Below are 17,677 nucleotides of genomic sequence, written 5' to 3'. Positions count from 1 at the left end.
GAGTCGCCCGTTACCTCGGCGGACGGCGCGCCTGCGCGACGCGGTCTACCGCGCTGCCGAGGACTGACCACCGACCCGAACCGGTGCCCGAGACGTCAGGTGCAGGCGGCTACCGCGTCCGGGAAGGCTGCGTCGATCGCGTCGAAGTCGAGGTGACGGATCGCCTTGTTGCCGCCGCTGCCACCGGCCATCACTGCTCTGGCGTGGATCGGCGTGCCGGTGGTGACGCCGGCCGCGTCGGCCAGTACCGCGATGCCGGCCGGACACAGGCCGGTGAACTGGAACGCGAGCTCGCCGAAGGTCACGAATCCCTGCGACCGCGCCATGCCAGCGGCTGCTTGGGGCGTGAGCTTGTTCTTGTAGCAGAAGTGCGCGTCTGCCGGCACTGCGGTGACGAGTATCGCGGCGACTGCCGCGACCCCACTGATGGCGATCCGTCGGTAGTTCATTTCAGATCCCTCCCACTCACCCGAGACGGAACATCGAATCCTTCGACACTAAGCACGCGGACTCGGCGATGCACGCGCTCACGCTGCGACCGCTACCAGAACCGCAAACGCCGCGGCCGCGGACGTCGAACCGCTGGCTCAGCAGATCCGGCGCAATCCAGCCGAAGGTGTCCGTCCTTGGTGGGCAGCTCGCCGACCGGGGTCGCGACCGCGGCGGTGCCGCAGGCGAAGATCTCGACGCGCCGGCCGGCGCAAACTGCCGAGGAGAACGCCGTCGCCACGTGGTCCACTACCGTCGTGGAAGAACGTGAGGCACCTCGTCCATATTTCGGCAACTACCCGAACGGCTCCTACTGGTTGGCCGTGCCGCTGGGCGAGGAGCCCGATGTCGACGACGACCACACCGTCGACGGCTCCCACCTTCGAATCATGTGGGACGAGAGCGCTGGTCCGTTGTGGGGTGTCGACGGGCTGCTCCCGGACGACCCCATCTGGTTGCAGCGAGCGCTCGGAATCAGCGAATCCTTGATCGCAGACCTCCTGGGCTGGCAAAGAGACATGGACGTGCTCAATCACCGCCCGTCCACCGACGAGTGGCGGGCACGTCAGCAAGAGTTGGACGTGCGGGCTGGCCAGCTGGCGGCGCGGCTCCAGGCAGAAGTAGGGACTCGTTACGAGGTCCAGTACCGCGCGTAGGCGCTGAGCGAGCGACCGCCGCATGCACGGAGCAATCGGGCATTGGGGCACCTGGCACGGCCGGCGGCCGCGCGTTTCGCGCGGGCCTGTGCGCGCCTGGCTGTGTCGTGACAGCATCGCGAAGAAGACGGCACGGTAGGGGTGGTGACGCGGAGTGGAGCCTTCGGACGAAGAGGCCGAGTCGGCGCTTGACCGAATGATCGACGGCTACAAGGACACCCAGTTCGTCGCTGTGGCGGCTCGACTTGGGATTGCTGACCTGCTGGGGGACGGACCGCTCACGTCAGATGAGTTGGCCGATGCCACGGGTTCAGATCCGGACGCGCTCTATCGTGTCCTGCGCGTCTTGGCCGTGAGGGGCATCTTCGCCGAGCTCCCGGAGAGGCGGTTCGCGATCACCCCCATCTCCGACCTGCTGCGCACCCAGCATCCAGCGTCGCAGCGAGAGATCGCCGTCTTCGATGCAGGCCCGTGGTACCGCGCCTACGGTGCCCTGGCTCATACGGTCGCCACCGGTGAGAACGCGTTCCGCCATGTCCACGGGATGTCGCTCTTCGAGTACCTCGCGGATCATCCGGACGAGGCGCGCATGTTCGATCGCCGCATGACCAGTTTCTCAACTGCCGAAATCCCACAGATCGTCGAGGCCTACGACTTCTCAGGTGTGCGCACCGTGGTCGACGTGGGCGGTGGTGAGGGCCGGTTGATGTCGGCGATACTCAGGGCGCACCCGGCGCTCCGAGGAGTGATTTTTGACCAACCCCACGTCGTGGGCGGCGCCGGAAATACGCTGCGTCAGGACGGGGTGGCTGACCGATGCACAACCGTGGGCGGAGACTTCTTCGAGGGTGTCCCGGAGGGAGCTGACCTCTACCTGCTCAAGTGGATCATCCACGACTGGGAGGACGAAGACGCAGTCAAGATCCTCAGCCACTGTGCTCGAGCCATGAATCCCGAAGGCAGAGTCGTGCTCGCGGAGGTGGTGATCGGCGCCCCCAACTCCGGCGACGACGGACCGCTCTTGGATGTACACATGATGGTGCTACCCGGGGGCAGAGAACGCACAGAGGCAGAGTTCGCGGAACTGTTTGCTGCGGCCGGTCTACGCCTGACCCGCGCCATCGTGACGCCCGGCATCATGTGCCTTCTGGAGGCCAAGCCCGCCCCCGCTCAGTGAGGCCTTTCGGGACACAGGTGGGTCACGCAGTCTGACAACCTCCGAGTCTGCCGCCCTGCGTGCGCTCGGAGCCGCACGCCGATTCGGGCCGAAGCGCGTCATTCTCGAGCCGACGGGTACTGGTCAGGTGCGTGCCCGTCGGTCTTGCCTTCGGGTGAGACACGCTCACACCCGTGGGTGCGAGCGCGGCGGGCACGCCCCGTGTCCGCAGAGCGATGGCGCACGGCGCGCGTTGGGGATGCGGACGCATCCGATTGCTCTCACCCGGTTTGGCGTCGCCCAATCAGGCGAGGCCGAACCCACCGAGGGCAACTCTGTGCGTGGCAGATGGTCGACGGTGCGACGTGCACGGCTTGGGGCGAGCCAGCTCAGCCCGACGAAAACATCGCGGACTTCAGACGATCTGGCGCATCCAGCCGAACGTGTCCTCGGCCCGGCCGAACTGGACGTCGACGAGCGCGTCGCGGATCTGCATGGTCAGCTCGGAACGGGAGGGGGCGGGGGTGACGCCGTCCTTGGTGCGCAGCTCGCCGACCGGGGTCACGACCGCGGCGGTGCCGCAGGCGAAGATCTCGACGATCCGGCCGTCCGCGACGCCCTGACGCCACTCGTCGATGCCGAACTTCCGCTCGGTCACGTGATGGCCCATCTTGCCCGCGAGCTCCATGATGCTGGCGCGGGTGATGCCCTCGAGGATGGTGCCGGTCTCGGGGGTGACCACGTTGCCGTCGTCGTAGACGAAGTACATGTTCATGCCGCCGAGCTCCTCGACGTACTTGCCCTCTTCGGCGTCCAGGAAGACCACCTGGTCGCAGCCGTTGGCGTAGGCCTCCTGCTGCGCGATGAGCGAGCTGGCGTAGTTGCCGCCGGTCTTGGCAGCGCCCATGCCACCCCGACCGGCGCGGGTGTATTCCTCGGTGAGCCACAGGTTGACCGGCTTGGCCCCGCCCTTGAAGTACGCACCGGCCGGGCTGGCGATCACCATGAACGTGACGTGCTCGGCGGGTCGCACACCCAGGAACTTCTCCGAGGCGAACATGAAGGGCCGCACGTAGAGGCTCTTCTCGCCGCCCTCCTCGTTGGCCGGCACCCAGCGCTGGTCGACCTCGACCAGCGCGGCGACCGCCTGCACGAAGTCGGGCACGTCGAGCACCGGGAGCGCCAGCCGGTGGCAGGAGCGGACCATCCGCTCGGCGTTGGCCTCCGGCCGGAACATCCACACCGAGCCGTCGCCGTGGCGGTAGGCCTTCATGCCCTCGAAGATCTCCTGCGCGTAGTGCAGGACCGCGGCGGCCGGGTCGAGCGTGATCGGGCCGTACGGCGTGATCCGCGCCTGGTGCCAGCCGTCCGCCGGCGTCCACTCGACCGTGAACATGTGGTCGGTGAAGTGGGTGCCGAACCCGGGGTTCGCGAGGATCTCGGCCAACCGCGCGTCATCGGTCGGAGACGACGTGAGCGTGGTGGTGATCTGCATGTCAGACAAGATAGTCGAACGTCCTAGTAGTTGGGAGAGTCGGTCTTTCTGCCGGCATGAGAGCCGGACTACTGACTAACCCGTTACTCGGGCCGCGATCGCGTCGCCCACCTCGGGCGTCGACCGCTGCCGGCCCGGCGTCCGGGCGGCGAGATCGTCGATGACGGCGGCCTCGATCCGCGCGGCCGCCTCGGGGTGTCCGAGGTGGTCGAGCAGCAGCGCGCCGCTGAGGATCGCGGCGGTGGGGTCCGCGACCAGCTGGCCCGCGATGTCGGGCGCCGAGCCGTGCACCGGCTCGAACATCGAGGGCGTGGTGCGGTCGGGGTTGACGTTGCCCGAGGCCGCGAGGCCGATGCCGCCGGTGATCGCGGCGGCGAGGTCGGTGACGATGTCGCCGAACAGGTTGTCGGTGACGATCACGTCGAACCGCTGCGGGTCCGTCGCGAGGTAGATCATCACCGCGTCGATGTGGCAGTAGTCGGTGGTGACGTCGGGATGCTCCGCCGCCACCTCCTCGAACAGGCGCCACCACAGCGACCCCGCGTTGACGAGCACGTTGGTCTTGTGGACCAGGGTGAGCTTCTTGCGGGGCCGGCGCTGCGCACGGGCGAAGGCGTCGCGGATGACCCGCTCCACGCCGTACGCCGTGTTGACCGACACCTCGGTCGCGACCTCGGCCGGGGTTCCCGTCCTCAGTGCGCCGCCGTTGCCGGTGTACGGGCCCTCGGTGCCCTCGCGCACGACCACGAAGTCGACGTCGCCCTTGCCGAGGATCTCGGTCGAGAGCGGCGAGACCGCGCCCGGGTAGATCCGCGACGGGCGCAGGTTGACGTAGTGGTCGAGCTCGAAGCGCAGCCGCAGCAGCAGCCCGCGCTCGAGGATCCCCGGCGGCAGGTTGGGGTCGTTCGGCTTGCCGCCGACCGCTCCGAGCAGGATCGCGTCGTGCCGCCGGATCTCGGCGAGCACGGAGTCGGGCAGCACCTCATGGGTGGCGAGGTACCGCTCGGCGCCCAGGTCGTAGCGGGTTTTTTCGAACTTCACTCCTGCAGGGGCCGCGACCTCGAGCACCTTCAGCGCCTCGTCCGTCACCTCGGGTCCGATGCCGTCACCGGGGACGACGGCGAGGGCCACGCTCCCTTCGGCGGGCGCGACGGTGGATGCGGTGCTGCTGGTCGCAGAGGTCATGGGCGGAGACGTTAGTTGTCGTCGGGACGAGGCTCGTCGTCGTCTCGCAGGGCAGTCCCTGCCGACCGGTTGAACGCGCTCTGCAGGGCATCGCTGTGGCTGTTGCGGTGCAGCGGGTGATCGGGGTCGTTCTTCGCCGGGCCCCAGTCCGGATACATGTCGTACATGGTCATGCTCGCCTTCCAGGCAAATGGGCTTCTACCGAGTTTGGATGAGAAGCCCACGCGGGCGAGGGATGCACGCCGCAGTCACCGCGGCGAGGTGGCCTCTCTCAGGCCTCGCCGCGGCGCACGATAAGTACGAAGAACTGCCGCATGGTGAGCACGAGCGTACGGCGTCCGCGGGCCGGTGTCGTCACATTTCGATCCGTGTTCGGATGGCGAGACGTTGGTATCAGGATGAAAGACTCGTTTGCATGAGCGCGCCCCCCGAGCTTCCCGACGTGGTCAACCGCGCGTTCGACGTCTCCCGCCGCGCGGGCTACGTGTCGTTCTGCCGCAACGAGACCGGCCGTCTGCTGGCGGCGCTGGCCGCCACCCGCTCCGGGATCATGGCCGAGTTCGGCACCGGCTGCGGCGTCGGCACGGCGTGGTTGCGGTCAGGTGTCCGCGACACCCAGGCCCGGATCCTCACCGCGGAGCGCGACCCCAAGCTGGCGCGCGCGGCCGCCGAGATCTTCACCGACGACCCGCTCGTCGACGTGCTCACCGCCGACTGGTCCACCTTGACCGACAAGGGCCCCTACTCCCTGCTCTTCCTCGACTCCGAGCAGCCCGCCGAGGTCGGCGTCGACGCGATCGCGGACCTCGTCGAGGTGGGTGGGATCGTCGTACTCGACAACTTCTGGCCGTGCGAGCAGTGGCCGCCGCTGACCGACGGCCGGGTCGACATCCTGCGCGAGCAGTGGCTCACCGACGACCGGTTCACCGCCGTCGAGGTGATGGTCGCCAGCGACTCCTCGGTCGTGCTTGCCACTCGTAGCTGACCCGCCCGCCGCCACCCGCAAGCCGCCGGCGGTCGCAATCGGCGACTACGCCAACCGCGGCCCGGCAGCGTGTCGCACCGCGGCGAAGCCGCACGGCGCGGCGCCCGCGGGCCGAGCGAAGCGATGGTCCGGGCGGTGCCGCGCCGTCTGCGACACGCTCGGGCAGTTCAACTCAGAGCTCCCCTGGGGCGGCCTTGCGGATCACGATGCGGCTCCAGGCGCCGAGGTAGACCCGCTCGTCGGCGGCGATCTCGCGCTTCGCCCCCGGCGACAGCGGCTGGGTCGGCAACGGGCCGATCGGGCCGCCGACGTAGGTGCCGTTGGAGGAGCCGAGGTCCTCGACCCACCACCGGCTGCCGTCGGTCGTGAACTGGCAGTGCCGGCGGCTGATCCCGTTGTCGGTCGACAGGTCGATGTCGGGATGGATGTTGCGGCTGCGGGAGGTGCGGCCGACGAGGATCGACGTCGTCTTCAGCGGTACGACGGTCGGCACGCCTGCGGACGGGAGCGGGTCGGAGGAGTCCTGCTCGGCGTACCAGTCGGGGTCGATCCAGACCTCGGCCATCCAGGCGTCGGTGAGCGGCGGCGCGATCGACCGCTGCGCCTCGCTGGTCGGCGGGTCTCCGGCGGCGGGCGTGGCCTCGGCCGGCGGCGGCGAGGGCGTCGACGTGGCGGGTGGAGCGGCCGCGTCCAGGTCGAGCGGCGACGGCGTCCGCGGAGCCTGGCCGGTCGTGAAGTCGTAGCCGCAGGCCTCGCAGAAGAGGGCGTTCTCCGGATTGAGCGCCGAGCAGTTCGGGCACGTCGCCCCGGCCGGCGCGGCCGGGGTCGGCACGTCCGTCTCCGGCGGCGCGGCGGGTGCGTCGCCGGCCGGCGGCGGCGCGGAGCCGGCGTCGGTGATCGGCAGGCCGCAGACGTCGCAGTAGTCGTCGGCGGTCGAGTCGTGGCCCGAGGGGCAGGTCGGCAAGGGGCTCAGCTCCCGGATGTCGAGTCCTTGCGGACCCGGGTCGTCTTCGTCGACGCGGTGTCCAGCGCCATCTCGTCGGCCTTGTCGACCGCCCGCTTCAACCGCACCGTCCCGTCGGCCTCGTTCTCGACGTCGACAACCTTGCGCAGCTTCGAGGTCGCCTCGTCGTTGCCGGTCTCCGCGGCGAGCTGCACGGCGCGACCGAGCTTGGTCGTCGCGGTCGCCTCGTCACCGGCGGCCTTGGCGGCCAGGCCTTCCTGGATCATGGCCGCGAGCTCGGTCTGGCCGGTGTAGTGGGCGACCTGCTTGTCGATGCGGGTGGTGAGCTCGGAGTTGCTCGACCAGGTCGCCTTGACCAGGCCCTGGGTCACGACGTTCTCACCGAGCGCGAGCTGCACCCGCGCGGCGAGCTGCTCCTGCCCGACCGCCTTCGCCGCGACCCGCACGGCGATGTGGTAGTCGCGGGACTCGTCGGCCCAGGCACCGGTCGGGAAGTCGCGGGTCAGCGGGTTGACCGCCACCCCGCGGTCGGTGAGGTCTTCCAGGGTCGGGGCGACCTGGCGCACGAAGAGGACCTGGGCGCCCTGCGGCGTCCAGACCCGGAGCTTGGCGTCGGCCACGCCGCGAGCCATCGAGGCCCGCATGATCTCCTGGAACTGCGCCCGCATCTCGTCGGGCCTCGGGATGATGTCGACGGTGCCGAGCAGGGCCTGCGCGATCCGCCTGATCTCGGCGACCTGCCAGTCGGTGCCGGCGCCGCGGCAGTCGCACTGGTAGTAGCCGGTGGCGCGGTTGATCGCCTCGTCGAGTCGTCCCGGACGCTCCCGGTTCTCGCCGTCGGTGAGCAGCAGGGCGTGACGCTGGGTCACCTGCGGGACGGACGCGAAGATCTGGCCGGCGAGGTCGAGCCAGGTGGAGATCGCCGTACCGCCGCTGCCGACGAAGCGGCTGATCGCGGCCGACCCCTCCTGCCTGGTCTCGGCGTTCATCTGCACCAGGGCCGGCCCGCTCGTCACCGGCGGGTAGGCGAGCATCGCCCGGTCGGCGCCGGCGATGATGGCGAACCAGGTGCCGTCGACGATCTCCGACAGTGCCGCCTGCGCGGCGTCCTTCGCGGCGGCCATCGTCGCCGGACCCATCGAGCCGGACGTGTCGACGATGATGATCTCGCCGGCGTCACCCGAGCCGGACTGGCCGGCGGTGCCGGCCCCCTTGCAGGCGATGGTGACGATCGCGTTGACGTCGGTCCCGCCGTCCGGCAGGAACTCGTTCTGGAAGACGGCGGTGGTGAACTCAGCCATCGGTCGGGACTCCCTCTCCTGCTGCCTCGGTGCTCGGGGTCGTCGGCGGTGCGGGCGGCGTACCGGCATTCTGCACCGGTGGTGGCGGCGGCGGTACGGCGCCCGCCGGCTCGGTCGGCTCGGTCGGCGTGGCGGCGGTCGTCGCGGGCTGCGGCGGGGGTGCCGCCTCGGGCAGCGGCCCCACCCGGGCGAGCGCGGCGGTGATGTTGTCGTGGCCGCCCGCCGCGTTGGCGAACGCCACCAGCTCGAGCGCGATCCCCTCGGGGTCGGTCGCGGTGGCCGCCTGGATCTGCTCGCGGAGCGCGGTCGGCGCGGACGCGTAGTTCCACAGCCCGTCGGAGCAGGCGAGCAGCCAGCCCGGCCCGGTGACCTCGAGGCTGCCGACGACCGGCACGAAGTCCTGCGAGTCACGCCCGAGCCACTTGGTGATCGCGTGGGCGAACTCGCCGGTCTCCGCGACCTCCTTGGCCACTCCGGAGGCGATCTGGGCTTGTGCCACCGAGTCGTCGACCGTGAGCTGCACCGGCTCACCATCGTCGGGAAGCCAGTAGCAGCGGGAGTCGCCGATGTTGGCGTGGCTGATCCGGGTGCCCTCGAGCACCGCGACCGTGAACGTCGCCGACGCCGGGTTGGGCTCGTCGGGGTCGGTGACCGCGATGATCGCCGTGTTGGCCGCCGCAGCGGCATCGGTGAAGACCTTGGCCACCGCTGCGTCGCGGCCCTGCGGCGTGCCCATGCCGGCGGGCAGGGGCGTCCGCAGCACCTCGCGCGCCGCTCGGGCACCGGCGAGGGACGCGACGTCGGAGTCGACCAGGTTGGAGACGCCGTCGAGGACGACCAGGACGGCCCGCGATCCGGGCTGCTCGCCGGCGAGCAGCGCCATCGCGTCCTCGTTGCGGCTCTTCTTCACGCCCTTGTCGCACACGCCGGCGACCCACGAGGCCGGCGTCTCGCGGAAGTGGTCGCGCTCGCTGGGTGCCTTGGTGCCGCAGGACAGGCAGTAGAGGTCGGGCCCGACCTCTCCCCCGCAGTTGCCGCACGGGCGGCGGCCCGGGTCGGGAGGCGGGTCCGGCAGCGCGTGCGCCGGTCGACGGGTCGGCGCGCTGATCGGCGCGTCACCGAGGTCGTCGGCCGGCACCATCGTCGGCGGCGTCAACGTCGCTGCCGGCGCCGGTGCGTCGCCGACCTGGGCACCGCACGACTCGCAGAAGCGGGCACCCGTGGGCACTCCCGCCCCGCAGGACGGACACGCCGTCTCCCGCGCGCCGACCGACCCGGTGTCCTGTTCGGTCATGTGAGGCTCCAGTTCCGTACGGCGTTCGCCTGGTTGACCAGGTCCACGCGCTCGTCGAGGTCGTGTGCTTCGCGGGCGAGGAGGCGCAGGGCGTTCTCCAGTCCGGTCCTGATGTGGTGCTCGGACGCCTGGACCGAGCCGATGGTGACGCCCTTGCGCGGCGGGTTCTTCGCCACGACGGGCAGCGCCTCCTTGAGGATCCGCACGGTGTAGCGCTGGCGGGTCGGACCGTCGACCGACGAGCTCTCGATCGTCCGCAGCGCCTGGTCGAGGACGGCGAGATCCATCGCGCTTCCGGCGAGCAGCACCTCCGCCCGCTGCTGGCGGCTCTCGGTGTAGCCCCGGCTGGTCGTGGGCACCAGGTCGAGCGCGGCGACCGCGCCGGCGGTGTCCCGGCGGGCGGCGCGCACCCGGGCCATCCCGAAGGCGGAAGGAGCGACGTACGTCGCGTCGGTCGCGGCGCAGGTCTGGTAGAGCGCCTCGGCGACCTCCGGCTGGCCACCCTCCTCGCAGGCGAACGCGAGGGCCAGCTTGGGTGCGAGCTCACCCGGCACCTGCTGGTAGACGGCGTTGAAGGAGGCCTTCGCGGTCTCCCAGTCGTCCTGCTGCACGGCGGCGAGGCCCTCCATCCAGAGCGCCCGCCACTCCCACGGGTCGGCCGCCAGCAGGTTGCCGGCATAGCTCTTGGTGGCCGCGGACTCCCCGAGCTCGAGGGCCGCCTTGCAGCGCGCCAGCCACACCTCGGCACTGTCCTCGGGCGCCTTGTCGAGGTCCTTCAGCCGCTGGCGGGGGTTCTCGTCGCTGATCGTGGAGAGCCAGCCGTACTGCGGGTCGGTGGTGTCCTCGCGCAGCTTGGGAAGGTGGTCCCAGCTGGTGATCGGACGCGCGATCGCCGGCGACTCGAACAGCACGGACGCGGCCGACGTGAGCGCCGTACCCTGCCGGTTCCTCGCGACGACCTCCCGCAGCACGCCGAGCAGCTGGGTGCGCAGCTCGTCGACCGACGCGAACCGGTCGGCCGGATCGGCGGCACAGCACTTGGCGACCAGGTGGTAGAGCGAGTCCTGCTGCTGGAACAGCGGCGTCTGGTCGACCGGCGGCAGGCTGTGGAGGTAGGTGCCCTGGTAGCCGCGGAACTCCATCGTGAGCACCAGCAGGGTGCGGCCGATCGTGTAGACGTCCGAGGCGACCGACGGGCCGACCTCGGCCACCTCGGGAGCCTGGTAGCCGACCGTGCCGTAGATCGCCGACTCCTGGTCGTCGATCCGCCGCACGCCTCCCAGGTCGATCAGCTTCATCGCGTCGCCGACCTGGATCATGTTGTCGGGCTTGAAGTCGCAGTAGACCAGACCGAGGTCGTGCAGGTACTGGAACGCCGGCAGCAGCTCGAGGATGTAGGCGAGCGCCTGGTCGACCGGCAGCGGGTCGTAGCTGCCGTTGTTGGCCCGCATCCGGTCCTTGAGGATCTGCTTGAGCGACTTTCCGCCGACGTACTCCATGACGATGTAGCCGGCGCCTTCGTGGGTCACGAAGTTGTAGATCTCCACGATCGCCGGGTGCTCGACCTGGGCAAGGAACTGCTGCTCGGCGATCGCGGCGGCCAGCGCGTCGGGGTCACCGGAGTTGAGCAGGCCCTTGAGCACCACCCACCGGTTGGAGACGTTGCGGTCGCGAGCGAGGTAGATCCAGCCGAGACCGCCGTGCGCGAGCGCCCCGGCCACTTCGTACTGCCCGGCGACGAGGTCGCCCTGCTGCAGCTTCGGCGTGAACGAGAACGCCTGTCCGCAGTGCGCACAGAACCCTTCGGGGCGGCCCGGCGTGCCGTCGATGCTGCGGCCGACCTTGTTGCCGCACTTCGAGCAGAAGCGCTTGTCCTCGGGCACCTGGGCGTGCGCCATGATCGCCTTGGCGGCGTCGACCGGCGGCGCGGGCGGGACCGAGGTGAGACCGGCGCCGAGCCGCGCGGCACGCATCCGCTGGCTCCCGGCGCGAGTGCGGCGGGTGGAGCCGGTGCCGCTGCTGCCGGCGCGTTTGGAGCCGATCGCCGCCGACTGGACGCGGCTGGCCGAGGTGGCGACCGAGGCGCCGTGGTCGGAGACGGGGTCGGCCTGAGCCGCGACCGGCGCCGCCGGTGCACCGGCGGCGGTGCCGCACACGTCGCAGTAGCCGTCGAGGATCTTGCCGGTGCAGCCGGGCTGGCCGCAGGGAGCGCCGTTCGGGACCGGCTGCGCCGGCGCGGTGCCGGTCGCGGGCGCCCCGACCGTGGCGGTCGGGACCGCGCTGACCGACCCTGCCGAGGCACCGGGATCTCCCGGGGAACCGCAGACGTCGCAGTAGCCGTCGAGGATGCTGCCGGTGCATCCGGGCTGCGTGCAGGTGCTCACTGGGCGGTCTCCTTCTGAAGCCACGTCTGGTAGGTCGCGACCAGCTGCTGGGCGACGGACATCGGTGCTGGGGTGCGAGCGAGGACGGCGCGGGCCTGCCGCTCACTCTCGACGAGGTCGGGGCTGTCGGCCACCCCTTGGGCCCTGGCCTTGGCGACGTAGGCGTCGAGCAGCGCGACCAGGTCGGTGTGCTGGGCGAGCGCGTCGGCGTACTTGTGCTGGGCGAACTCGAGCGCCTGGGACACCCGGTCCAACCGTTGCAGGTAGTCGTCGATCTCGTCGGGCGTCACCGGTACCGGACCGAGTGCTTCGACGTCAGGGACCGCGTAGCGGGGCGCGGTGTCGACGGTGGCCACACACTGCGCCGCGAGCTTCTCCACCGCCTGCTCCCGTGCCTCGAGGTCGGCGCGCAGCTCGCGGGCCGAGATCACCTTGGAGCGGGCGTCGCGGCGACGGGCGTTGCCGACGATGAGGTCGCGCTCGAACGTCGTCGCCTCGATCTCGATCGGGCCGAGCATGCCGCCCACGTCGGCGCCCCGCTCGGCGCGGTCGCTGACCTGCTCCAGCCGCGCCATCAGGCCGGCGAGCGTGTTGACCGACTTGTCGCGCGTCGTTGCCGGCTCGAGACCCACCTGGTCGCGGATCCGCTCCAGCTGGGCGCGCAGCTCGCGGATCCGGGCCACCTGCTCCGTTGCGTCATGGGCGAGTGCCAGCTTGGTGCGCAGCTGGCCGGTCAGCGCGTCGTTGAGGCGGCACGCTTCGGGAAGCGAGACCGCGAGCCCGCCCGGCATCCCGGACGCTCCGTCGAGCCGGCCCCAGATCAGCGCCGAGATCCGCTCCCGCTCCTGCTGGAGCACCCGGCCGCCGTCCCAGGTCGCGAAGACCAGCTGGTAGCGGTCGTGGATCGCCTGCCACATCGCCAGGGTCAGCGACATGTCGCTCGCCACCTCCTCCCCCCGTCCCGCCGCCAGCGCAGCGCGGTCGAGCTCGTCGAGCTCGTCCTTGCGGGTGCGCAGCCAGGAGTCCAGCTCGGCGAGGTAGCGCTGGATGAGCGCCGGCTCGATGGCCTCGCCGAGCCGTCCTGGGGCGGTAGGTGCGGTGGTCATGGGGTAGAGGTTTCCGGTCCTAGCGTCCGTAGGTCGGTGTCGGCTGGACGACGTCGTCGTCCCCCTCGGGGTCGAGGACCGGCTGAAGCCAGCGTTCGTACGCGGCCTCCCACTCGCCGTCCCTCATCTCCGCCAGCACGTAGTTGACGAAGCGAACCAGGTCGATGTCCTCCTGGTTGGCTCCGATACCGTACGGCTCGTCGCTCAGAGGCTCCTGGTCCGGTACGACGGCGTAGGGATCCTGGGCCGCCAACCCGGCGAGGACCGTGTCGTCGCCCGTGATCGCGTCCACCTCGCCCCGCTGGAACTTGACCAGGCAGCCGGTGTGATTCACCGCCGGCTCGATCTTCGCGTCCGGCTCCGCCTCCTCGATGTTGACGAGGCTGGTCGACCCGGTCGGTGCGCAGACGCGCAAGCCGGCCAGGTCCGACGGGTCCCGGTACTCGCCGTTCTCCTCGTCGTCGTCGGCCAGGGACGCGCCGACCAGAACCTTCTGACCCGAGTGGTAGTACTCCGCCGAGAAGGCGATGCAGCCCCACCGCTGACTGTTGATCGTGAAGTTGCGGATCACGAGGTCGAGGTCACCTGCAGTCAGCAGTGGGATCCGCTGCGATGCGGTGATGACCCGGAGCTCCAGGTTTCGACCCGCGTTGAAGTCAGAGCCGAAGATGGCGCTGCCGATCTCCTTCGCGAACTCGATGTCGAAGCCCTCGATGCGGTTGCCCTCCTCGGGGTTCTCCGACGCCATCAGGTAGGTGTCCGCCGAAACGCCCACGATCAGACGGCCGCGAGCTCGGATCTCGTCCAGCTTGGGTCCGGTCGGCACGCCTTCACCGGGGTGGTAGGACGCGACCGGGTCGGTGCCGGACTCGTCCGGGGTCTCGCAGTCCGGCGCGCTCGTGGCCGCCGACGCCTCGGGCTCCTCCGGGAGCGGCGTGTCCTCGTAGCCACAGCCCGCAAGGAGCGCCGCGGCCAACGCGACTGCTGCCAGCCTCATCGCGACGGTCATGAGTACTCCCTTCTCCGGGCGCCGATCCCTCGGACGACCGCAACAGCTGCCAGAAGTCCGAGCAGCAGGGTGAGGATGCTGCCGACCAACGCGGCAGCGCGCCCCGCTCTCAGCTCGTCCGTCGTGGTTTCGGAGTTGTCGTCAACGAGCTTCTGGGCCGCTTCGTCGAAGTCGGTGAACGGCTGGTTGGACCCGCTCGCGTCGTCGGCGGTCGCGACTCGCAATGCCGGTCCACGGAAGTCCTGGTCGTCGTTGCGCACGATCTGGTTGTGCCTCGCGACGTACGCCTCCCAGTCGGGGAGGATCGACGTGTCCGCCGTGTCCACGACGACCTCGGCCGACTCCTGCCAGAGCGGCTCGTAGGTGGTGCCCGACCCGCGTTTGACCAACCTCAGGCTCTCGTATGCCTTGGCGTCGTTGCCGGCGGTGCGCGCCTCCGCCTGGTCAACGGCCTTCGTGAGCTCGTCGTCGAGCAGTCCCTCGTTCTGACTGTCCCCACGCCAGGCGGCGACGGCCGCAACCAGGGTGGTGACGAGCACCAGGACCGCGGCGACGGCTACACCGACGTTGACATACCGGCGGAAGCGCTGGGCCAGCACCAGGCTCACCCAGATGAGGACGCCGACAGTGACCGCGCCGATCAGCAGCAACCAGAACGGGTGCTGGCCGTTCATCGACTCCTCGGCACGTTCGGAGTTGGCGGTGACCAGGTTCTCCAGGATCGGCAGGGCGTCGGACCTGAGGGCGGAGCTGCCGCCGCTCAGGTACTCCTTGCCGACAGGAAAGTTCTGCCGCAGGTTCGACCGCGCTTCGGCGATCGCGGTCGCGTACTCGCTGACCGCCACGTTGAGGGCCGACAGCGCTTCCTCGTCCGCTGGCTGCGCCTCGGCTGCCTGGGTGATGAGGGTGAAGACGTCCGCGATCGCCTCGTCGTAGGCGGCGTCACGGTCGGCGATCTGCTGCGGGTCACCGGAGCCACCGAGCAGCGCGAGGTTGGTCGCGATGGCATCGGCGCGCAGCAGCGTCGTCTGGATCTCCTGGACCCGCACCAGCTGCTCGGTGTCGTCGGCGGCGCGGCCGTCAGCCTCGAAGGAGAGGTACTGGATCAGCGCGCTCGCCAGGCCGAAGATCAACACGGCGGCCACGCCGATCACCTGCAGCCGGTTGAGCAGGCCAGGGGTGTCCTCGACACCGGCGCCCACCGGCTTGCCGGTGGGCGCGGGCCAGAAGCGCTTCTTCGGTGGTGCCGCAGGCGCCGGCGGAGCGGGCGCCGGCTGGGCCGCCGGCGGCGGGGGTGCCGTCGCGGACTGGCTCATGGGGTCTCCTTCTTGTCGACCTCGACGGTCGGCTCGGCGGCGTCGATCGGCGTCTCCGCGGGTTGCTCGGCCGGGGCGGCCTCGTCACCTGGTTCCAACGCGTCGACCACCTCGCCGGGTTCCGCGTCGGCCGGCGGCAGCAGCGTGCCGTCCTCGGCGACGACCGGGTCCTCTGACTGCTCGGCCTCGTCATCCTCCGGCACCACCAGGTCGGCAGCGTCGAGCGAGCGCAGCTGCTCCAGCGTCGGCTCGGCGATGTCGCGAAGTCGCCAGGCGTGGTGGCCGATGGCTGCCTCGAGCACGTTGCGCACGTAGCGCGCGTTGCCGAACGAGGGACCCCGCGGCGCCTCGGCGAGCATCTCCCGGAGCCGGGCGAGGACGGCCTCGTCGGTGTCGTAGTCCGCGCCCTCGGCCATCTGCTCGAAGATCCGGACCAGCTCGCCGTCGGTGTAGTTCTCGAACTCGATCATCGTCCGGAACCGGCTCTCGAGCCCGGGGTTCTCGGAGATGAAGATCGCCATCGGCAACGGGTAGCCGGCGACGATCACGACCAGGTCGTCGCGCTTGTCCTCCATCTCCTTGACCAGCGTGTCGATGGCCTCCTTGCCGTACTGGTCACCCGACAGCGAGTAGGCCTCGTCGATGAAGAGCACGCCCCCCTCGGCGGACTTCACGACCTCGGCGGTCTTCTGCGCGGTCTGGCCGAGATAGCCGGCCACCAGCTCCGACCGGTCGACCTCGACCAGCTGCCCCTTCGACAGCAGCCCGAGCGCGCGGTAGATCCCCGCGACCAGCCGCGCGACCGTGGTCTTGCCGGTGCCCGGGTTGCCGTTGAAGACCAGGTGTCGGGTGATGGTCGGCGTGTCGAGCCCGGCCTTCTTGCGCAGCCCCTCGACCCGCAGCACGGCGGCCTGCCGGTGGATCTCGCCCTTGACGTTGTCGAGCCCGATCATCGCGTCGAGCTCGGCGAGCAGCTCCTCGACGGTCTTTGTCGGCTCCTCAGGCTTCTGCTCCTCCGGCGCCGGTTTGTCGGGGCTCTGGGTCGCGGTCTGCGCGCCACCGTCGGTGGTCGAGTAGCCCGAGCCGCTAGGAGAGGGCGTATCGAGACCCGCCGTGTCGGCGTCGGCAGGCGCGGACGACAGGGTTGATGTGTCCGGCCCGGGCGCGAGGCCGGCACCAGCCCCGATATTGATTGCCTCGAGCTGGCGTCGTACCTGGTCGCCCATCCGGCGCACCTGGTCGAGCATGTCGTCGCCGACCCCGGGGACCGGTTCGCGGCCCGGCAGGTCGAACGCGCCGGGGGCGGTGGGTGACGGCGTGAGCGCGCGCGCCTCGCCGAGCTGTGCGGAGGTGACCATCGCGGCGGTGCCGACCGCCTCCGGACCGGGCTGGCCCAGCAGCGTCGCGGCGAGGGCAACCTCGCCCAGCGCCTTGGCGTACGACGGCGCCTGCTCGGACTTGTTCACCGCCAGCTGCCCCATCAGGGGCGTGGGCCCGCCCCGGAACCGGTTGCCCTGCTTGGCGGCGAGGAAGAACTCCTCGGTCGCCCCCGGCTTGCCGACCTGCTCGCACCAGTCGGCGAACGCGCCCTTCGAGCGCTCTGCCACCGTCGCGGCGAGCGCTTCGCCCTCCGCGCGCGCGGTGGCTTCGTCGACACCGGCGGCGCGGGCCGCGGCGGCGAGCGCGTCGAGGCAGTCTCTCAACGAGTCGCTCATCTCGGGGTCCCCGCGAAGTTGTTCGGAGGATAGACCGCGCAGGTTCGCTGCTGCCCCGCGGCCACTTGGAGGAGAAGAACTTCGTGGGGTGAGTTCATGGTGTTCCTAGGGTCAGGTCGGGGCCGCCCGTGGAGGAGTGGCCGAACTTGGCTTCGAGGAACCGGCCGTGAGCGATCAGCGCCTGGGCGTCGGCGCGGTTGGCCGCGTCGAAGATCTTGTCCATCGTCACTCCCAGCAGCTCGAGCTGCTCGATCAGGACCATGAGCGAGGTCTTGTTGCCGTCGATCGGGCGCGTGTCGGCCCACTCCCGCGGGAGCCGCAGGTAGCCACCCACCGCCTCGGGGAGGTAGTCGGTCGCGGTCGCCATCAGCGAGTAGCCGTCCTGGCTGCCCGGGCCGAGGTCGTTCAGCCGCGGCAGCGTCTGGTGGATGGTGCGCGCGATCCGCACCACCCGCGAGATCACGACCGGGGGCGCATTCCCCTCACGCAGCATCGCGTTGACGCGGTTGAGCGCCGCCAGGATGTCCTTGTCGGTCGGCGGGGGCGGAGCGACGTACTCCGCGGCCCCTCCATCGTTGTTGTCCTTGCCGCGGATCTTCCGGAACCACGACCCCAGCCCCAC

General features: G+C 70.4%; 16 protein-coding genes. 3 read left to right on the top strand and 13 right to left on the bottom strand.

What is annotated here, in order from left to right:
• Positions 1-95 precede the first annotated feature (95 nt).
• On the bottom strand, positions 96-449 hold the full coding sequence (locus tag SHK19_RS07045) for a hypothetical protein (RefSeq protein WP_322457863.1): 354 nt from the start codon (positions 447-449) through the stop codon (positions 96-98).
• Positions 450-629: 180 nt separating this feature from the next.
• Between SHK19_RS07045 and SHK19_RS07040 the strand changes: the two genes are divergently transcribed.
• Complete coding sequence (locus tag SHK19_RS07040) at positions 630-1,145, top strand: hypothetical protein (protein ID WP_322938221.1); 516 nt, start codon at positions 630-632, stop codon at positions 1,143-1,145.
• 154 nt (positions 1,146-1,299) lie between these two features.
• The gene (locus SHK19_RS07035) at positions 1,300-2,322 is read left to right on the top strand and encodes a methyltransferase (protein WP_322938220.1); all 1,023 of its coding nucleotides are present in this window, start codon (positions 1,300-1,302) and stop codon (positions 2,320-2,322) included.
• Between the two features lie 394 nt (positions 2,323-2,716).
• Here the strand turns inward: SHK19_RS07035 and SHK19_RS07030 are convergent, their stop codons facing one another.
• The 3 genes from SHK19_RS07030 to SHK19_RS07020 all read right to left on the bottom strand — a co-directional run bounded on the left by SHK19_RS07030 (position 2,717) and on the right by SHK19_RS07020 (position 5,154).
• On the bottom strand, positions 2,717-3,796 hold the full coding sequence (locus tag SHK19_RS07030) for a branched-chain amino acid aminotransferase (RefSeq protein WP_322457860.1): 1,080 nt from the start codon (positions 3,794-3,796) through the stop codon (positions 2,717-2,719).
• A gap of 75 nt (positions 3,797-3,871) precedes the next feature.
• The gene (locus SHK19_RS07025) at positions 3,872-4,981 is read right to left on the bottom strand and encodes a 3-isopropylmalate dehydrogenase (protein WP_322938219.1); all 1,110 of its coding nucleotides are present in this window, start codon (positions 4,979-4,981) and stop codon (positions 3,872-3,874) included.
• A gap of 11 nt (positions 4,982-4,992) precedes the next feature.
• Positions 4,993-5,154, bottom strand: a complete 162-nt coding sequence (locus tag SHK19_RS07020; protein WP_322457858.1) for a hypothetical protein — start codon at positions 5,152-5,154, stop codon at positions 4,993-4,995.
• A 242-nt stretch (positions 5,155-5,396) separates the two neighbouring features.
• Between SHK19_RS07020 and SHK19_RS07015 the strand changes: the two genes are divergently transcribed.
• Entirely contained in the window at positions 5,397-5,966 is a 570-nt protein-coding gene (locus tag SHK19_RS07015; protein WP_322457857.1) for an O-methyltransferase, read from the top strand.
• A 172-nt stretch (positions 5,967-6,138) separates the two neighbouring features.
• Here the strand turns inward: SHK19_RS07015 and SHK19_RS07010 are convergent, their stop codons facing one another.
• From SHK19_RS07010 to SHK19_RS06970, 9 genes are all read right to left on the bottom strand, one after another.
• Positions 6,139-6,930 (bottom strand): FHA domain-containing protein, encoded by a 792-nt coding sequence (locus SHK19_RS07010; protein WP_322938218.1) that lies wholly within the window; start codon positions 6,928-6,930, stop codon positions 6,139-6,141.
• A gap of 5 nt (positions 6,931-6,935) precedes the next feature.
• Complete coding sequence (locus SHK19_RS07005) at positions 6,936-8,231, bottom strand: vWA domain-containing protein (protein WP_322457855.1); 1,296 nt, start codon at positions 8,229-8,231, stop codon at positions 6,936-6,938.
• Positions 8,224-9,525 (bottom strand): protein phosphatase 2C domain-containing protein, encoded by a 1,302-nt coding sequence (locus SHK19_RS07000; RefSeq protein WP_322938217.1) that lies wholly within the window; start codon positions 9,523-9,525, stop codon positions 8,224-8,226. Before SHK19_RS07000 ends, SHK19_RS07005 begins: the two co-directional genes overlap by 8 nt.
• A complete protein-coding gene (locus SHK19_RS06995; protein WP_322938216.1) occupies positions 9,522-11,909 on the bottom strand; it encodes a serine/threonine-protein kinase in 2,388 nt (795 codons plus the stop codon). Before SHK19_RS06995 ends, SHK19_RS07000 begins: the two co-directional genes overlap by 4 nt.
• Positions 11,906-13,015 (bottom strand): hypothetical protein, encoded by a 1,110-nt coding sequence (locus tag SHK19_RS06990; RefSeq protein ID WP_322457852.1) that lies wholly within the window; start codon positions 13,013-13,015, stop codon positions 11,906-11,908. The genes SHK19_RS06995 and SHK19_RS06990 overlap by 4 nt, the downstream gene beginning before the upstream one ends.
• A 19-nt stretch (positions 13,016-13,034) precedes the next feature.
• Positions 13,035-14,024: a glutamate ABC transporter substrate-binding protein gene (locus SHK19_RS06985; protein WP_322457851.1), complete on the bottom strand. Its 990-nt coding sequence runs from the start codon at positions 14,022-14,024 to the stop codon at positions 13,035-13,037.
• Complete coding sequence (locus tag SHK19_RS06980; RefSeq protein WP_322457850.1) at positions 14,021-15,340, bottom strand: hypothetical protein; 1,320 nt, start codon at positions 15,338-15,340, stop codon at positions 14,021-14,023. The genes SHK19_RS06985 and SHK19_RS06980 overlap by 4 nt, the downstream gene beginning before the upstream one ends.
• Positions 15,337-17,055, bottom strand: a complete 1,719-nt coding sequence (locus SHK19_RS06975) for an AAA family ATPase (protein ID WP_322938215.1) — start codon at positions 17,053-17,055, stop codon at positions 15,337-15,339. Before SHK19_RS06975 ends, SHK19_RS06980 begins: the two co-directional genes overlap by 4 nt.
• A gap of 94 nt (positions 17,056-17,149) precedes the next feature.
• Complete coding sequence (locus SHK19_RS06970) at positions 17,150-17,677, bottom strand: hypothetical protein (RefSeq protein ID WP_322457848.1); 528 nt, start codon at positions 17,675-17,677, stop codon at positions 17,150-17,152.

Origin of the sequence: Nocardioides bizhenqiangii (assembly GCF_034661235.1) — a bacterium.
GTDB classification, from domain to species: domain Bacteria; phylum Actinomycetota; class Actinomycetes; order Propionibacteriales; family Nocardioidaceae; genus Nocardioides; species Nocardioides bizhenqiangii.
Note: the sequence above shows the minus strand (reverse complement) of the source record. Positions and strands in the feature narration are given on the sequence as shown.

Coding starts and splice junctions, on each gene's coding strand:
- SHK19_RS07045 (WP_322457863.1), bottom strand. CDS start 449: ATGAACTACCGACGGATCGCCATCAGTGGGGTCGCGGCAGTCGCCGCG.
- SHK19_RS07030 (WP_322457860.1), bottom strand. CDS start 3,796: ATGCAGATCACCACCACGCTCACGTCGTCTCCGACCGATGACGCGCGG.
- SHK19_RS07025 (WP_322938219.1), bottom strand. CDS start 4,981: ATGACCTCTGCGACCAGCAGCACCGCATCCACCGTCGCGCCCGCCGAA.
- SHK19_RS07020 (WP_322457858.1), bottom strand. CDS start 5,154: ATGACCATGTACGACATGTATCCGGACTGGGGCCCGGCGAAGAACGAC.
- SHK19_RS07015 (WP_322457857.1), top strand. CDS start 5,397: ATGAGCGCGCCCCCCGAGCTTCCCGACGTGGTCAACCGCGCGTTCGAC.
- SHK19_RS07005 (WP_322457855.1), bottom strand. CDS start 8,231: ATGGCTGAGTTCACCACCGCCGTCTTCCAGAACGAGTTCCTGCCGGAC.
- SHK19_RS07000 (WP_322938217.1), bottom strand. CDS start 9,525: ATGACCGAACAGGACACCGGGTCGGTCGGCGCGCGGGAGACGGCGTGT.
- SHK19_RS06990 (WP_322457852.1), bottom strand. CDS start 13,015: ATGACCACCGCACCTACCGCCCCAGGACGGCTCGGCGAGGCCATCGAG.
- SHK19_RS06985 (WP_322457851.1), bottom strand. CDS start 14,024: ATGACCGTCGCGATGAGGCTGGCAGCAGTCGCGTTGGCCGCGGCGCTC.
- SHK19_RS06980 (WP_322457850.1), bottom strand. CDS start 15,340: ATGAGCCAGTCCGCGACGGCACCCCCGCCGCCGGCGGCCCAGCCGGCG.
- SHK19_RS06975 (WP_322938215.1), bottom strand. CDS start 17,055: ATGAGCGACTCGTTGAGAGACTGCCTCGACGCGCTCGCCGCCGCGGCC.